Annotated in this window: 13 protein-coding genes and 1 pseudogene; 8 read left to right on the top strand and 6 right to left on the bottom strand. The window is 69.4% G+C overall.

Annotated elements, in window-relative coordinates; translation table 11 throughout:
* Nucleotides 1-76 precede the first annotated feature (76 nt).
* Nucleotides 77-1,155 (top strand): IS630 family transposase gene (locus tag ACWGI6_RS08305; protein ID WP_453266750.1). Its coding sequence is split into 2 segments (ribosomal slippage): nucleotides 77-578 and nucleotides 578-1,155, totalling 1,080 coding nucleotides; the frame shifts between segments, so codons are not numbered across the junction.
* 159 nt (nucleotides 1,156-1,314) lie between these two features.
* Here the strand turns inward: ACWGI6_RS08305 and ACWGI6_RS08300 are convergent.
* On the bottom strand, nucleotides 1,315-1,926 hold the full coding sequence (locus ACWGI6_RS08300) for a class I SAM-dependent methyltransferase (protein ID WP_453266749.1): 612 nt from the start codon (nucleotides 1,924-1,926) through the stop codon (nucleotides 1,315-1,317).
* A 280-nt stretch (nucleotides 1,927-2,206) separates the two neighbouring features.
* On the opposite strand from ACWGI6_RS08300, the gene ACWGI6_RS08295 reads away from it, so the two are divergent.
* On the top strand, nucleotides 2,207-2,752 hold the full coding sequence (locus ACWGI6_RS08295; RefSeq protein ID WP_453266748.1) for a DUF1707 SHOCT-like domain-containing protein: 546 nt from the start codon (nucleotides 2,207-2,209) through the stop codon (nucleotides 2,750-2,752).
* An 84-nt stretch (nucleotides 2,753-2,836) separates the two neighbouring features.
* Here the strand turns inward: ACWGI6_RS08295 and ACWGI6_RS08290 are convergent.
* From ACWGI6_RS08290 to ACWGI6_RS08280, 3 genes and pseudogenes are all read right to left on the bottom strand, one after another.
* Nucleotides 2,837-3,292, bottom strand: a pseudogene (locus tag ACWGI6_RS08290) (IS630 family transposase); the annotation flags it as partial.
* A 155-nt stretch (nucleotides 3,293-3,447) separates the two neighbouring features.
* The gene (locus tag ACWGI6_RS08285; RefSeq protein ID WP_453266747.1) at nucleotides 3,448-4,623 is read right to left on the bottom strand and encodes an epoxide hydrolase family protein; all 1,176 of its coding nucleotides are present in this window, start codon (nucleotides 4,621-4,623) and stop codon (nucleotides 3,448-3,450) included.
* Nucleotides 4,624-4,891: 268 nt separating this feature from the next.
* A complete protein-coding gene (locus ACWGI6_RS08280; RefSeq protein WP_453266746.1) occupies nucleotides 4,892-5,332 on the bottom strand; it encodes an SRPBCC family protein in 441 nt (146 codons plus the stop codon).
* 504 nt (nucleotides 5,333-5,836) lie between these two features.
* Here ACWGI6_RS08280 and ACWGI6_RS08275 point away from each other — a divergent pair.
* From ACWGI6_RS08275 to ACWGI6_RS08265, 3 genes are all read left to right on the top strand, one after another.
* Nucleotides 5,837-6,700 carry a helix-turn-helix domain-containing protein gene (locus ACWGI6_RS08275; protein WP_453266745.1) on the top strand — a complete coding sequence of 288 codons (864 nt, stop codon included), beginning with the start codon at nucleotides 5,837-5,839 and terminating at the stop codon, nucleotides 6,698-6,700.
* Nucleotides 6,681-7,580: an aldo/keto reductase gene (locus ACWGI6_RS08270; RefSeq protein ID WP_453266744.1), complete on the top strand. Its 900-nt coding sequence runs from the start codon at nucleotides 6,681-6,683 to the stop codon at nucleotides 7,578-7,580. The genes ACWGI6_RS08275 and ACWGI6_RS08270 overlap by 20 nt, the downstream gene beginning before the upstream one ends.
* A gap of 100 nt (nucleotides 7,581-7,680) precedes the next feature.
* Entirely contained in the window at nucleotides 7,681-8,430 is a 750-nt protein-coding gene (locus ACWGI6_RS08265) for an alpha/beta fold hydrolase (protein ID WP_453266743.1), read from the top strand.
* A 282-nt stretch (nucleotides 8,431-8,712) separates the two neighbouring features.
* Here the strand turns inward: ACWGI6_RS08265 and ACWGI6_RS08260 are convergent, their stop codons facing one another.
* On the bottom strand, nucleotides 8,713-10,119 hold the full coding sequence (locus ACWGI6_RS08260) for a short-chain fatty acyl-CoA regulator family protein (RefSeq protein WP_453266742.1): 1,407 nt from the start codon (nucleotides 10,117-10,119) through the stop codon (nucleotides 8,713-8,715).
* Between the two features lie 419 nt (nucleotides 10,120-10,538).
* Between ACWGI6_RS08260 and aceA the strand changes: the two genes are divergently transcribed.
* From aceA to ACWGI6_RS08245, 3 genes are all read left to right on the top strand, one after another.
* A complete protein-coding gene (gene aceA, locus ACWGI6_RS08255) occupies nucleotides 10,539-11,822 on the top strand; it encodes an isocitrate lyase (protein ID WP_453266741.1) in 1,284 nt (427 codons plus the stop codon).
* Between the two features lie 99 nt (nucleotides 11,823-11,921).
* On the top strand, nucleotides 11,922-13,514 hold the full coding sequence (aceB, locus tag ACWGI6_RS08250) for a malate synthase A (protein WP_453266740.1): 1,593 nt from the start codon (nucleotides 11,922-11,924) through the stop codon (nucleotides 13,512-13,514).
* Nucleotides 13,511-14,380 (top strand): 3-hydroxybutyryl-CoA dehydrogenase, encoded by an 870-nt coding sequence (locus ACWGI6_RS08245; RefSeq protein WP_453266739.1) that lies wholly within the window; start codon nucleotides 13,511-13,513, stop codon nucleotides 14,378-14,380. Before aceB ends, ACWGI6_RS08245 begins: the two co-directional genes overlap by 4 nt.
* 313 nt (nucleotides 14,381-14,693) lie before the next feature.
* On the opposite strand, the gene ACWGI6_RS08240 is transcribed toward ACWGI6_RS08245, so the two are convergent.
* The gene (locus ACWGI6_RS08240; RefSeq protein ID WP_453266864.1) at nucleotides 14,694-15,224 is read right to left on the bottom strand and encodes a PucR family transcriptional regulator; all 531 of its coding nucleotides are present in this window, start codon (nucleotides 15,222-15,224) and stop codon (nucleotides 14,694-14,696) included.
* Nucleotides 15,225-15,514 lie beyond the last annotated feature (290 nt).

The raw sequence follows: 15,514 nt of genomic DNA, 5'->3' as shown, positions 1-15,514 counted from the left end.
ACTGACTTCGGCTCGTCAGGGTGACTTTCGTGAAAGCGTCTGATGCTGCCAGAGTGTTAGCGGTACTTCGTGGTGTGTGAGGTATGCGGATGGGGGCGGGCTGACTGCTTCGGGACGTCAGCGCCGCGAGGCCGTACGAACACAGGCGGCCGAGTTGTTCGAGCAGAAGATCAGACCGCCGGAGGTCGCACGGCGTCTGAGGATTAGCCGGAAGTCGGCCTACCAGTGGCACCAGCTGTGGCGGGATGGTGGGCCTGGGGCCCTGTCGTCGCGCGGGCCCAGCGGATCACGGTGCCGTCTGTCCCCGTATTGCCTGGAGAAGCTCGCCGCCTACCTGGAGCAAGGTCCGGCTGCACACGGCTGGGTAGAGGACCAGGTGTGGACCGCCGCGCGGGTGGCCACGCTGATCGGTAGGAAGTTCCACATCTCCTACAGCGTCTCGGGCGCCACAAGGTTGATGCACCGGCTCGGATTCTCCCCACAGGTGCCCGCCCGGCGGGTTGCCGAGCGCGACGAGCAGGCCGTGAAGGTGTGGAAGGAGGCGACCTGGGCCGAGGTAAAAGAACCCGGGCGGCCTGCGGGGGCTACATCTGTTTCGAGGACGAAGCAGGCTTCACCCGCCGTCCGCCCAAAGGACGTACCTGGGGCCGGCGCGGCCACACGCCAGTTGTGACGGTCAGCGGACGCCGTTCGGGACGACTGTCTGTGGCCGGACTGATCGCGATGCGCCCCGGCTCGCGCCCCCGACTGTGTCACCGGCTGATCAGCCATCCGGCGGGCAAGGGCAAGCGCCGCAGCATGGGCGAACGCGACTTCATCGCACTGATCGACGGCGCGCACCAGCTCGTCAAGGCGCCGATCGTCCTGGTGTGGGACCGGCTCAACACCCATGTTTCCCACGCCATGCGCGAGTTGATCGACCAGCGCGACTGGCTGACGGTATTCCTTCTGCCCGCCTACTCGCCCGACTTGAATCCGGTTGAGGGCGTGTGGGCGCACATCAAGCACAGCCTGGCCAACCTCTCCGTCATGGCCCTCGATCATCTGGAGGTCATCGTCCGCCAACGGCTCAAGCGCCTCCAGTACCGTCCCGAGGTCCTCAACGGCTTCATAGCCGGCACCGGCCTGGCCCTGGACACCCCAAGAACAACCTGACGAGCGAGATCTTCCACCAGGAGTGGGCAGGCGGTAACTCGGTGACCCAATGCGTACATCCTCGGGCGCGTTGCCGGGCGGTCAGGCCGTCCCTATCCGGATGACGCATCCCCTCAATGCAGTCCGCCTGACCTCCAGGACACCACCGAACCCTGAAAGTCAGCCGCCGCGGGTCGCCCAGACCTCTACGTACGGCCCCCGGTCGACACCGTCGACCGTGAAGCCCGCCCTGGCCACCGCGGCGGCGAACTCATCTGGGTCCCACACGGTGTACCACCGTCGGCCGTCCGGTTCATCGAGCCAGCCTGTACGGCCGGTGGCGCTCAGACACACGTATATCCGGCCGCCGGGCCGCAGCAGTCCGGCGAACTGCCCCAGTACGTCCACCGCATCCACCACGTCGAGGTGGACGAGCGACGCAGAGGCCCAGATCCCATCAAACGTTCCGGCCGGGAACCGCGACCCGACCTCGCGCAGGTCACACTCAGAGGTAGGCGCGTGGGCGTTGGCCATCGCCACGAACTCCGAATTAAGGTCAACACCACGCACCACATGCCCGTGTTTCCGAAACCTCGCAAGGTCACGGCCCGGACCACACCCTGCGTCAAGGATCAGCGAGGGCACAGGCAAGGAGCCCGCGAACCGCTCAACACGATCCGCCATCTTCGGAGCATGCACAGCCGCGTAATCGTCGGCGTGGCTGCTGTAGACGGCGACCGACTCAGCTACCGGGTCCGACTGCCCCCTGCGGGATGTGGTGCGTGACTTCATTCCCCCATCCTGAGCTGCCTCTGCACCACCGACCAGCGGCCAGAACGAAAAGGGATCAAGCTCATACGCTCGCAGCCCAGCGATCCAGGCGACAGTGCCCCGGAAGACGCAACGAGAGTCACCCTGAAGCGCAGAGGTCAGTAGTGCTGTGGCCGCATAGGTTCGCCGGGTTGAAACGATCAAGGCCTTGATGACGAGCGGTCGGCTTCTCCATCGGATGCCTTGCCCGCTACGGGACCTCGGCGCGTTCGCATGGCCGGCACGGCACTAGAGTGAAACGGTGACCTCGCTGCCGGAAGATTCATCGACACTGACCGGCGAAGACGACCGCGACACGGCCGTACAGCGCCTGCAGGAGGCGTACACCGAAGGGCACATCTCGCACGAGGAGATGGACGAACGCCTCCACCAGGTGCTCACCGCCAAGACGCACGGCGAGCTCGTGCCGGCTCTGGCCTCGCTCCCGGAGAAGAAGGCGGACACCACGTCCACGATTTCCGCCGCCAGCGGACGGATCCAGCGGCGCGGCGCGTGGCGGGTACCTCGGGTCCTCAAGGTTGAGTCCGCGTTCGGAAGGGTGCACCTGGACCTGTCCCGGGCGGTCATCGAGCATCCGGTGATCGACGTCGAGTTGCAACTCGGCGCCGGCAAAGCGAAGATCACGGTGCCTCGCGACGCGACCGTGGAGGTCGAGGATCTGCGCACCGTGTGGAAGGACCCGCGCTACAAGACCGGGCGGCGCCCCCGCCCCGGTGGCGGGCCGACGATCCGGATCTCCGGGGCCATGGAATACGGACGGTTGACGATCCGCCACGCACGACGCTGAGGTCCAGTCCGGTACCAGGGCCCTCCTGCTTGTCAGCCCTCCCGCTGACCGGCTGCGCCGTCCCACCGTCACCGGGTTGGATGATCAGGCCGTGGTGGCGAGGGGCCCGCCCCATCGGATGCCCTTCTCGCAGCGGACGCGGGCCCGTTCCCGGCGTTGGGCGGCCAGGACGGCCAGGTGTCGGGCGTTGGCGTTGCGCCAGCGCAGGTATCGGTGCAATTCGCGTGTCTGGACCGTGTGGTTGGGGTGGTTCGAGTTGGCGAGCCGGTTGATGCCTCACAGCGTGTCGTCGCCGACCGAGTAGCAACCGTGGAGTAGGTGGTTGCCGTGAGTGCGGTGAAAGGTTGCCGGATTCCGGTTGGGGTGGCCCCGCTTCGCCCAGCAAGACCCGGCGGTGCGGCGGATGCCCAGCGGTCCGAACTCATCGAAGGTGAAGGTTCGTTCGGGCCGCTGGGTGAGCGCGTACTCGATGCGGTACTCGATGCGGTCAAGCTTGGCGTCGAAGTATGGGTCGGTGGAATCCTTCCAGGCCTCGGCCTGCGGGCACAGCAGCAGGCATGAGGACGCAAATTGAGTGCGTGAGGAGGGCCGGTGCTCGGCGCTCTGCTGCGTGATCTGCTGGGCGGCAGAGGGCGGCTGGTTATGGATGTGGGCTGTGCGGGGCCTCACGGCCACGCCCGCGCGCGGCGGCGCCCTCAGCCCTTCACTGCCGCACGGTAGGGGCGGAAGAACGCGCGCACTTCCTCCGCGTAGAGCTCGGGCTGCTCGAAGGGCGCGAAGTGCCCGCCGCGCGCGGGCTCGGTCACCCGCACGACGTGTGCCGTGCGTTCGAGCCACGCCCGCGGTGGGCGGACGATGTCACCCGGGAAAAGTGAGAAGCCGGACGGCACCTCGACCCGGCGGGCGTGCTGAGCGGGAGGGATCGCGGCGTTCGCGCGGTACATGCGCATCGATGAGCCGATCGTCCCCGTGAGCCAGTAGAGCGTGACGTTGGTGAGGATCTCGTCCTTCGTGAAGCACCGCTCGATGTCGCCGTCGCAGTCGCTCCACGCTCGGAGCTTCTCGACGATCCACGCGGCGAGGCCGGCCGGCGAGTCGGTGAGCCCGAAAGCGGCGGTCTGAGGCTTTGTGCGGTGCATGGCGGCGTAGGCGCCCTCGCTCCCGCCCCAGGCCACGGCGCCGTCGAGCCAGGCGCGCTCCTCGGCCGCGAGGTCCGCCGGGTCGCCGGTGAAGACGGGCAGGCCCGCGTCCATACGGTGGACGGCCACGACCCGGCCGGGGTGGTCGAGCCCGAGGTAGCGGCTCACGTGGCTGCCGATGTCCCCGCCCGCCGCGCCGAACCGCTCGTAGCCCAGGACGCTCATCAGCTGGGCCCACAGGCCGGCGACGGCAACGGCGTCGAGGGGCGGGCCGGTTGGGCGGTCGGAATACCCGTAGCCCGGCATGTCGGGCACGACCACGTCGAACGCGTCGGCGGGGTCGGCACCGTGCGCGCCGGGGTCGGTGAGGAGTGGGATGACCTTCGCGTAGCGCCAGAAGGAGTCCGGCCAGCCGTGACTGAGGACCAGCGGCAGGGCGGGCCCGGCAGACGCGGCGGCCCGGTGGTGCACGAAGTGGATCCCGATGCCGCCGAGCGGGACTCGGAAGCGGGGAAGCCGGGCGAGCGCCGCCTCCTGCGCCGGCCAGTCGAACCCGTCCGCCCAGTAGGCGACGAGCTCGCGGAGGTAGGCGAGGTCGGTCCCGAGCGACCACCCGGCGTCCTCGGGCGCGTCCGGCCAGCGCGTCGCGCGCAGCCGCGCCCGGAGGTCCTCGAGCGCCGCGGGGGCGGCCTGCGGGGTGAACGGCTCGGGGCGGGGCGGGGCGTCCGGCATGGGACGCATGCTAGCGCGGCGGCAACGACCACCGGATCGGGATCCGTGCGCCTGACGCGTGCGGCGTGGCGGATGATGCGTGGGCGAACGGCACGGCACACGGCAACATCCGTCACCTGGCCCGGCCCAACACGGCCGTCCGCGGTTGAGGGGGGGTGACGACCCAACACGGCCGTCACCAGCAGGACGGGGGTTCCGGCCGGGGACGACAACATGTATCCCCCACCCCCTCCGCGCAGGGCCGGTGACGTGATCAATTTTGGGGCGGTCAGGATGTCGCGAACCGCTCGGCAAGGGCACGTAGTCCTGTTGCGAAGATGCCGTCGCGGAAGGAGCCGACCAGTGCCTCGGCGTCAGAAGCCTCGCAGTCGAAGACCACCGACCAGCACACGAACGCTTCGCCGGTGGTGGTGAGCGGCAGAACCTGCAGGATCGCGCGATAGAACCGCACGGCATAAGGGGATTCGACGATGTCGTAGGTCAGCGATCTTTGGTGGTCATCCAGCGCGACGAGCGTTTCCACAACCGTCGCGCCGTCGGCCATGAGCAGGGAACGGACGCTGCCGACGCGGTCAGAGGCGCCCCCGTCACACAGGTCGCTCCGCGCGACAGCGGGCTGCCAGGCCGCGAGGGAGCCAAAGTCGCGGACGGTGCGCCACACGGCTGCGGCCCCACCCGGGACGACCGCACTGGCGAAGGTTTCGGGCATCAGTGTTCTCCGGTACCGGTATACGAGTTGGGGCGGGGTGACCAGCTGGTCACCAGGTGCTCTCGGGGCGGTGGCAGCTCTCGGGGCGGTGGTGGCTGGGTAGTTCGGTGTCCATGGCGCCGGGTTCGACAGGTGTGCGGGTAAGTACGTACATGATGAGGCGTCAGTTCTCCTATAGAACCTTGACCGAAGGCCATGATCGTGTGCCTGTCGGCGCCGCTGCCGTTGCGGAGACGGGGCGCCCACAGTGCTGAGGGAGTCGCGGATGCTCTGGGTGGTGGCGCAGGCATGGGTGCCGTCCGCGGCGCATCGACGCGGTAGCCGTGCATGGCAAGGGGACGGCAGACCTGGGCGCTGATTCCGCATGGGCCTCCTGTCACGAAAACCGTGGTGCGGTCCGCGTTTTGCCTGGTCATGCCGCCAACGTTAGGAGCAGTGCGGGCGAGGTGGGAGGGTGCGCCGCACCTACCCGGCGACCGTCCGAGTCGCGTTACCGTCCCTGTCGTGGACCGCGAAAACAAGCTCGGAAACTATCTGCGCGCCCGGCGCAATGTGACGACGCCCCGGGAGGCCGGGTTCCCCGACGACGGCTCACGGCGGGTGCCGGGGCTGCGGCGAGACGAGGTGGCACTGCTCGCCGGGGTGAGCACCGACTACTACATCCGTCTGGAACAGGGCCGCGAGAGGCACCCCTCCGAGCAGGTGCTCCAGGCGATCGCACGGGCCCTGCGGCTCGACGACGACGCCGCCGCTCACCTGTTCCGGCTCGGTCTGCCCACACCCGCACGGTCCCCGGTCCCGGCCGGGACTGTCAGCCCGGAACTGCTGCGGCTGATGGACGGCCTGAGCGGCGTACCCGCGTTCGTGGTCGGGCCGTCACAGGACATCCTGGCCGCCAACGCGATGGCGCAGGAGCTGTACCGCGGATTCGCCCGCTACGACAACCTGCTGCGGATGATCTTCCTTGATCCCTTCGCCCGCGAGTTCTACGGCGACTGGGACAAGGCGGCCGACATCGCCGTCAACAACCTGCGCGCCTCGTCGGCGCAGTTCCCCGATGACGAGCGTATCGAGCGTCTCGTCGGCAGCCTCGGCGTCCACAGCCCGGCCTTCGCGACCTTGTGGGCACGCTACGAGATCCGCCCGCGCACCCACGAGGACAAGCACTTCCACCACCCCCAGGCAGGGGAACTCCACCTGCATTACGAGGCGCTGGCCATCACCAGCGCTCCCGGCCAGCACCTGTCCCTCTACAGCGCGGAGCCCGGCAGCCCCAGCAGCGACGGCCTGATCCTGCTACGCCGCCGGGCCGAGCAGCACACCTCCGCACAGAAAGGAACATCCATCGATGACCGACACCCTCGCTGACGCCTCCGGAAGCTTCCACATCGCCGGCAAGGAGATCTCCCGCCTCGGCTTCGGCGCGATGCGCCTCACCGGACTCGGTGTCTGGGGTGAGCCCGACGACCGCGATGCATGCGTCCGTGTGGTGCGCCGCGCCGTCGAACTCGGCGTCCAGCTCATCGACACCGCCGACTCCTACGGCCCCTGCGTCAGTGAAGAGATCATCCGGGAAGCTCTTCACCCCTACGCCGACGACGTGCTCATCGCCACCAAGGCCGGACTCACCCGCAACGGACCCGACATCATCGAGACGGATCAGGGAGTGGTACGCCTCGGCCCCAAAGCCTGGCCGCCTGTGGGACGTCCGGAGTACCTGCGGCAGCAAGCCGAGATGAGCCTGCGGCGGCTCCGCCTGGACCACATCGACCTCTTCCAGTTGCACCGGGTCGACCCGAAGGTCCCGTTGGCAGACCAGGTCGGTGAACTCAAGAACCTCCAGGACGAAGGCAAGATCGTGGCGATCGGACTGTCCCAGGTGACGATCGACCAGATCGAAGAGGCACGCGAGACCGCCGACGTCGTCACCGTCCAGAACCGCTACAACCTCACCGACCGCAGCTCGCGCGACGTCCTCGACCACTGCGCCCGAGAGGGCATCGGCTTCATTCCCTGGGCACCGGTGGCCGCCGGAGAACCCACCCGCCGGGGCGGACCACTCCATCGGGTCGCCGCCGCGCACGGCGCCGGCCCGTCCCAGGTCGCGCTCGCCTGGTTGCTGGCCCACTCCGAGGTCATGCTGCCCATCCCCGGCACCTCCAAGGTTCCGCACCTGGAGGAGAACGTCGCGGCAGCGACGCTGCGCCTGAGCGCCGAGCAGGTCGACGAGCTCACCAACGCCGCCTGAACGTCGCCCTCCTCGCGACGTCGGCCACCCGTTTCAGACCGTTCCCAAGGAGTCGTTGATGCACCTGCCCGCTGATGACGCAGGCCGCGGAAGAGCCGTCGTGCTTCTCCACGCCCGGCCCACCGATCGCACCATGTGGAGCGCCCACCTGCCCCTGCTCGCCGAGGCCGGCTTCCGGGCGATCGCCCTGGACCTGCCGGGCCACGGCGAGGCGGTGGTGCGTGACGGGCGCGAGGTGGCGCCATGGTCGGATGTCCTCGAAACGCTCGATCACCTCGGTGTCGACCGTTTCGTGCTCGCCGGCAATTCCCTCGGGGCGCTGGTGGCGCTCCAGGTGGCGGTGGCCGCGAGTGACCGGGTGGAGGGTCTGGTGCTGGTGGGATACCGCGCCCATGATCAACCCGCTTCCGCGCGGCTCAAGACTGCCTGGGACCGCGAAAGGACAGCACTGGCCGCAGGTGACATCGACGCAGCCGTGCAGGCCGGTGTCGAGGCATGGACCGCTGATGGCGCGTCACCCGCAGTGAAAGCGCAGGTGGCTCGCACCTTGCGCAACGACTTGGCGTCACGGCTCACCCACGGTGAGCCGGCCCACGCCGTGGACCCGCTCAGCAAGGACCCCGCCGCACTACGCAGGCTCCGCATGCCGGCGGTCGTGGGAGTCGGCGAGCTGGACCTGCCGGACTTCTTCCAAGGCGGCGAGAGCCTGGCCCATGAGCTCCACGCGGGCGACCTCGTGGTCATCCCCCACGCCGGACACCTCGCGCCACTGGAACAACCCACGAGGTTCTGCGCACTGCTCCTGGACATGCTCGACCGAACTCCGCCGTCGCACTCCCCTGCACACTGAACCGGCTTGCCCCGGTGCGTCCGTCCGTGCAGGAAGGGAACGAGACGGCAGCTCGACTCGGCCGAGCCGGTTCTTCCGCAGATACGAAACAGCGGGCATTGCCCCGCCGCGATCCGTGAACCCCGCAGTTCAAGACACCCGTGACCCATATCGACCAGGCCGGCTCGCAGATCCAGGCGCTCGTGGCCACGGCGCGCCGTCTTTCCCACCCCAACCACCTGCTGACCTGATCTGCCGGGCGGCAGCGAGTCGGGGCGCCGAGCCTGCGGCATCGGACAGTGATCACTGCCTGCGGTCGGACACCGGATAGGGGACGAACGTGCTGCTGTTCTCATCGATCGCGAGGGGGCGACCCAGCGGTGGCACGGCGCGCTGGGGGCAGTCGAGGCGTTCGCAGATGCGGCAGCCCATACCGATCGGTGTCGCGGCGGACGCATTGTCGAGGTCGAGGCCGTCGGAGTAGACCAGCCGCGAGGCGTGCCGGACTTCGCAGCCGAGGCCGATGGCGAACGTCTTGCCGGGTTCACCCCAGCCGCCGCGGTGCCGCGTGACCGCGCGGGCGGTCCACAAGTAGCGCTGCCCGTCGGGCATGGAGGCGATCTGGACGTGGATGCGGCCCGGCGCGGCGAATGCCTCGTAGACGTTCCACAGCGGGCAGGTGCCGCCCGCGCGGGAGAAGTGGAACCCGGTGGCGGACTGGCGTTTGGACATGTTTCCGGCGCGGTCGACGCGGACGAACGAGAACGGCACGCCGCGCAGTCTGGGGCGCTGGAGGGTGCTGAGGCGGTGGCAGACGGTTTCGTAGCCGAGACCGAAGTGGTCGGTGAGGCGCTCGATGTCGTACCGCACGTTCTCGGCGGCCGTGTGGAAGGCGCGGTAGGGCAGGATCAGTGCGGCCGCGTAGTAGTTGGCGATGCCGATGCGCGTCAGTGCGTGCGTGGCCGACCCGGTCGGGAAGTCCTCCGCCGCCAGCCGGTCCAGTTCGTCGCCGAATTCGAGCAGGGCGAGCTGTGTGGCCATCCGGAACGCCTGTTGGCCCGGCCGGAGACGGCTGGAGAGGTGCAGGGTGTGCGACGGTTCGTCGTAATGGTGCAGGCGTTCGGCGGCCTCGGTGCTCACGCGGACGCCGTGCGTCTCGGTGAGCCTGTCGGACAGCGCCCTGACGACGTCCCCTGGCCGGATGCCGATGCGGCGGGCCAGGTCCTCGGCGGCGAGATCGGCGTCGTGCAGGTAGTTCCGGCGGCGGTAGAAGAACTCCCGGATCTCCTCATGGGGTGAGCGGGGGGTGACGGGCTCGCCGTCGCGGTCGTCGGCCGCCTCCGCGATCCGTTCGGCGAGGAGCTGTCCGCGTCGGCCCAGATCCAGCAGGAACCTCGCGACGGCCGGCATCCGAGAGGCGAGCTCGGCCAGGTCCGAGGGTGAGACCCGGGCCTCGGCGACCTCACCTGCCAGCGCCTCGCGCAGGTCGGCGACGAGTCTGCTGGTGTCGCGCTCCGAGAAGAAGCCGGGGTCGACGCCGAAGGCTTCGGTGAGCCTGAGCAGCACGGGCACGGTGAGGGGGCGGGAGACGTGCTCCATCTGGTTCAGGTAGCTGGGTGAGATGCCCAGTACCCGGGCCAGTTCGGCCTGGCTCATGCGCCGTTCCTCGCGCAGGCGCCGCAGCCGCGCGCCCGCATATGTCTTGCTCACCGCACTCCTCCCCCGTCGGGTCATCTGTCGCTCCGGCCGTGGACGCGGCCGTCATGGCGAGGACCAGCGTACGTGGCATGCCCCCTCCGCAACCCTTCGCAACCTTGGCAAATCGGCGGAAGAAGATTCGCAGAACTTGGCATGCATCCATGATTGATGGCACTCGGTGCCAGTGTCAGAGTTCCAGTGCGGCCCGCCGATACCAGGTGACCGAGGCAGATGACCGGGCACGATTCATGCCCTGACGTCGGAGATCCCGGCATCTTCTGTCCGGCAGCCAGGCAGCATTGCTCAGCATCGCCCTCGACGGGACGGCGGGCCGCACTCATACGAGACACACAGTGCCACTCCTCTTCAGAACCGGTGCACGGCGGAGGAGACATTGGCAGACCACGCGACTCATGGAGACGGTGAAGGTCATGGCAGAGGCAAAGACGACGGCGGCCGAGCAACTCGCGCAGCGGTGGGCCACCGATCCCCGCTGGAAGGGCATCGAGCGCAGCTACGGCGCCGAGGATGTGATCCGGCTGTCGGGCAGCGTCCATGAAGAGCACACGCTCGCCCGGCGCGGCGCCGAGCGGCTGTGGCGGCAGCTGCACGAGCGCGACTACATCCACGCGCTGGGCGCGCTGACCGGCGGCCAGGCCGTTCAGCAGGTGAAGGCCGGCCTGGAGGCCATCTACCTGTCCGGCTGGCAGGTCGCGGCCGACGCCAATCAGGCCGGTCACACCTACCCCGACCAGAGCCTGTACCCCGCCAACTCCGTGCCACAGGTGGTGCGTCGGATCAACAACGCGCTGCTGCGCGCCGATCAGATCGCCACCGCGGAGGGCGGATCGGACACCACGGACTGGCTCGCGCCGATCGTCGCGGACGCCGAGGCGGGCTTCGGCGGGCCGCTCAACGCCTTCGAGCTGACCAAGGCGATGATCGCGGCGGGTGCGGCCGGTATCCACTACGAGGACCAGCTCGCCTCCGAGAAGAAGTGCGGCCACCTCGGCGGCAAGGTCCTCGTGCCCACCGGGCAGCACATCCGCACCCTCAACGCCGCCCGCCTCGCCGCCGACATCGCGGACGTGCCCACCGTCATCGTGGCCCGCACCGATGCCCTCGCGGCGAACCTGCTGACCAGCGATATCGACGAGCGCGACGCCGAGTTCGTCACGGGCGAGCGCACCGCCGAGGGCTTCTACCGCGTCCAGAACGGTATGGCGCCGGTCATTGCCCGCGGCCTGGCGTACGCCCCGTACGCCGACCTGATCTGGGTCGAGACCGGCACCCCGGACCTGGCGCAGGCCCGCGAGTTCGCCGAGGCGATCCACGCCGAGCACCCGGAGCAGATGCTCGCCTACAACTGCTCCCCGTCCTTCAACTGGAAGGCCGCCCTCGACGACGACCAGATCGCCAAGTTCCAGCGGGAACTGGCCGCGATGGGCTACCGCTTCCAGTTCATCACCCTGGCCGGCTTCCACTCCCTCAACCACGGGATGTTCGACCTCGCGCGCGGCTACGCCGAGTCCGGCATGACCGCCTACGTCGACCTCCAGGAGAAGGAGTTCGCCGCCCAGGCGCAGGGCTTCACCGCCGTCAAGCACCAGCGCGAGGTCGGCACCGGCTACTTCGACCAGGTCTCCACCGCCCTCAACCCGGCCTCCTCGACCACCGCGCTCGCCGGCTCCACCGAGGCGGAGCAGTTCCACTAGGCCGCCGTCAGGCGCCCGCGCATCCCGTCGGCCCATGATCAAGCGGGGCCGGACGACCGTCTCCGTCCGGCCCCGCTCTCCCCTCGTCAGGAGACCCGCATGTCCACCAGCGCACTGATGCACCGCGTCCAGGTCCTCGCGGCACCCGGGCACCGTCATGAGGAGATCCTCACGCCGGAGGCCCTGGACTTCGTCGGCCACCTCGCCGCCGCCTTCGGAGAGCGCCGCCAGGAACTCCTCAAGGAGCGCGGGCGGCAGGTGTCGCGGCTCGCCTCCGGACACCGACTCGACTTCTCCGTCGCCACCAGCGCCGTCCGCGCGGACCCTTCCTGGCGCGTCGCCCCGCCGGCGCCCGGGCTGAGCGACCGCAGGGTGGAGATCACCGGCCCTGCGGAGCGCCGCATGGCCGTCAACGCCCTCAACTCCGGGGCGAAGGTCTGGATGGCCGACTTCGAGGACGCCACCTCCCCCACCTGGGACAACGTCGTCGAGGGGCAGCTCACCCTGCTCGACGCCGTCGAGCGCCGCATCGACTTCACCACACCCGAGGGCAAGGAATACCGTCTCGGCAACCAGGTCGCCACCATCGTCGTCCGCCCCCGCGGCTGGCATCTCCTCGAAGAGCACCTGGAGAGGGACGGCCGGCCCCTGCCCGCCGCGCTCGTCGATTTCGGCCTGTACTTCTTCCACTGTGCGCAGCGCCAGATCGACGCCGGGAAGGGCCCGTACTTCTACCTGCCCAAGCTGGAGAACCGGTACGAGGCGCGACTGTGGAACGACATTTTCGTCCTGGCTCAGGATCTCCTGGGTATCCCCCGCGGCACCGTCCGCGCCACCGTCCTCATCGAGACGATCACCGCGGCCTTCGAGATGGAAGAGATCCTCTACGAGCTGCGCGAGCACGGTTCCGGGCTCAACGCGGGCCGGTGGGACTACCTGTTCAGCCTGATCAAGACGTTCGGGCACCGCACCGACTTCCTGCTGCCGGACCGGGCGAAGGTCACCATGACCGCTCCCTTCATGCGGGCGTACACCGAACTGCTGGTGCGCACCTGCCACCGGCGGGGCGCCCACGCGATCGGGGGCATGGCCGCCCAGGTGCCCGGCAAGGACGCGGCCGCCAACGAGGCCGCGCTGGCCAAGGTCCGGCTGGACAAGGAGCGCGAGGCGGAGGACGGCTTCGACGGCTCCTGGGTCGCCCATCCCGGCCTCGTCCCTGTCTGCCGCACGGTGTTCGACGACGTTCTGGGCGACCGGCCGCACCAGATCGAGCGCACCCGTGACGACGTGGAGGTGACCGCGGCGGACCTGCTGTCCGTGCGCCGTATCAGCGGCCCGCCCACACGGGAGGGCGTGCGCACCAACATCGCGGTCGCGCTGCGCTACTTCGACGCCTGGCTGCGGGGCAGCGGAGCGGTCGCCCTGCACGGACTGATGGAGGACGCGGCGACCGCGGAGATCGCCCGGGTGCAGATCTGGCAATGGCTGCGGCACCGCGTCATCGACCGGGAAACGGTGCAGCAGGTGCTCGACGACGAGACCGCCGCCCTCGGGGCCGAATACCCCTGGGCCCGGATCGAAGAGGTCCGCGCGCTCTTCGAACGGACGGCCATGGCACGGGAGTTGCCGCCCTTCTTCACCCCGGATGCCTACTCCCGGCACCTTGTCCGGCACGCGGAGGCGCGCTCATGAACAGGAACATCCGGCGGGTGGGAGTGGTGGGCGGCGGTCAGATGGGGGCCGGCATCGCCGAGGTGTGCGCCCGTGCCGGGCTCGACACCGTCGTCTGCGAGGCGGACGCGGTGGCCGCCCGTGCCGCCCGGGGACGGGTGGCCGTCTCCCTGGAACGCGCCGTCCAGCGGGGGAAGCTGGACCGGATCTCGGCGGAGGACGCGCTCACGCGGATGGTCTTCACCGGCAGCCTGGACGACCTCGCCGACCGGCAGCTCGTCGTCGAGGCCGTCGTCGAGCACACCGAGGCGAAGACGGAGGTCTTCACCGCCCTCGACAAGATCGTCGAAGATCCGGAAGCGATCCTGGCCACCAACACCTCCGCCATCCCGGTCATGCGCCTGGGCATGGCCACCCGGCGCGCCGACCACGTCCTCGGGCTGCACTTCTTCAACCCGGTGCCCGTACTGCCCCTTGTGGAGGTCGTCACGTCCCTGCACACCTCACCGCGCGTCACCGCGTCGGCCGAGGAGTTCGTCAGCACGACACTGGGCAAGACCGTGGTCCGCTCTCAGGACCGGGCCGGCTTCGTCGTCAACGCCCTGCTCATCCCCTACCTCCTGTCAGCGATCCGGATGGCCGAATCCGGCTTCGCCTCCGCCGCCGACGTGGATGCCGGGATGGAACTGGGCTGCGCGCACCCGATGGGGCCGCTCAAGCTGGCCGACCTGATCGGCCTCGACACGGTCGCCTCCATCGCCGCATCGCTGTACGACGAGTTCAAGGAACCTCTCTACGCGCCGCCTCCCCTGCTTCTGCGCATGGTCGAGGCGGGGCTGCTCGGCCGCAAGACGGGCCGTGGGTTCCACACGTACGACCGGGGTTGAGGGACCCGGGTCAGGTCGGGGCTGAGGGGCCGCGACTGCTGTGGTGCGGGGGTGCGGGGCGCCTGACCGGGCGGCTCCGTACCCCTGCGCGCGGTGCTACGTCCACCGGCCGCAAGCCCATGACCCGGGAGGCGGTCGCGCGGCCGCCCCGGCGTGCTCCGATCCCCCGGCCCGCGCGTGGTACCGGGCCGGGCCGGGCCGGGAACGCGATCATCCGCGACACCCTTGCCCAGCCACCGGCCCGGTTCGCTGAACCGCGCTCGGCGGTGACCGGGTGCCTGGCCCCTTGCCGGGATGCGTCGCGCGGACGGTGTCAGTCGTTCGGTGCTTCGCGGGCCTTGCCCGTCACCTCCGGTGGGGTGGAGTTCCCGGCTCGCCGGTCGCCAAGGCCCGCAGGGCCCGGCCGGCCGTCGCCGAGGTGGTCGAATACGTCGAGGGCGACCCGGGTTTCGAGGTCGTCCGTGCCCACGGTGCGTCCCAGGCGCGCTTCGGCACTCTTGACGCGGTAGGCGACGGTATTGCGGGCGATGTGGAGCTGTTCCCCGGTGTGGAGCAGGCTGCGTCCCGAGGCGAGGTAGTGGCGCAGGGTCTGGCGCAGGTCGGCTGTGCGGGAGTCATCGGTGGCCAGCGGCCCCAGGATGTCGTGGACGAACCAGCCGGCCTGTTCGGTGTTGGCCGTCATGAGCGCGGCCAGGCGGACCTGTCGGTAGTCGCACAGGTCGCTCCGGCCGCTCTGCCAGGCGACTCGTGCGGCCTCGCGGGCGCACAGGTGGGTGCGGCGCAGTCCGTCGAGGCCGGCGGGCTCCCGCACACTCTCCGCTGACGGTACGGCGTTGTCTCGCACTTCCGACAACCAGCGTGACCGTGCAGCGCGTTGGTCATGAAGTGCGTTGCATCACGAGCAGCCGACCCATAGCCTTCTCACGTCCAACGCGCTGACCAGCGTGTTGGTGTTCAAGTTCTCACAGGGGGAAAGCGAATGAAGCGTCGCCATAAGGTGCGAATGTCGATGATAGCGGGGGCGAGCGCCACTGCCATCGCGATCAGCCTGGCCGGAGCTGGGACTGTGCAAGCGAAGGGGCGGTACGTCTGGGCCGACTGTGGGACGACCGGGGCGCTCGGGGTCCTGAGCCT

It is taken from the genome of Streptomyces sp. NPDC054786 (genome assembly GCF_053611685.1).
This window is presented reverse-complemented; position numbering and strand designations above follow the sequence as displayed.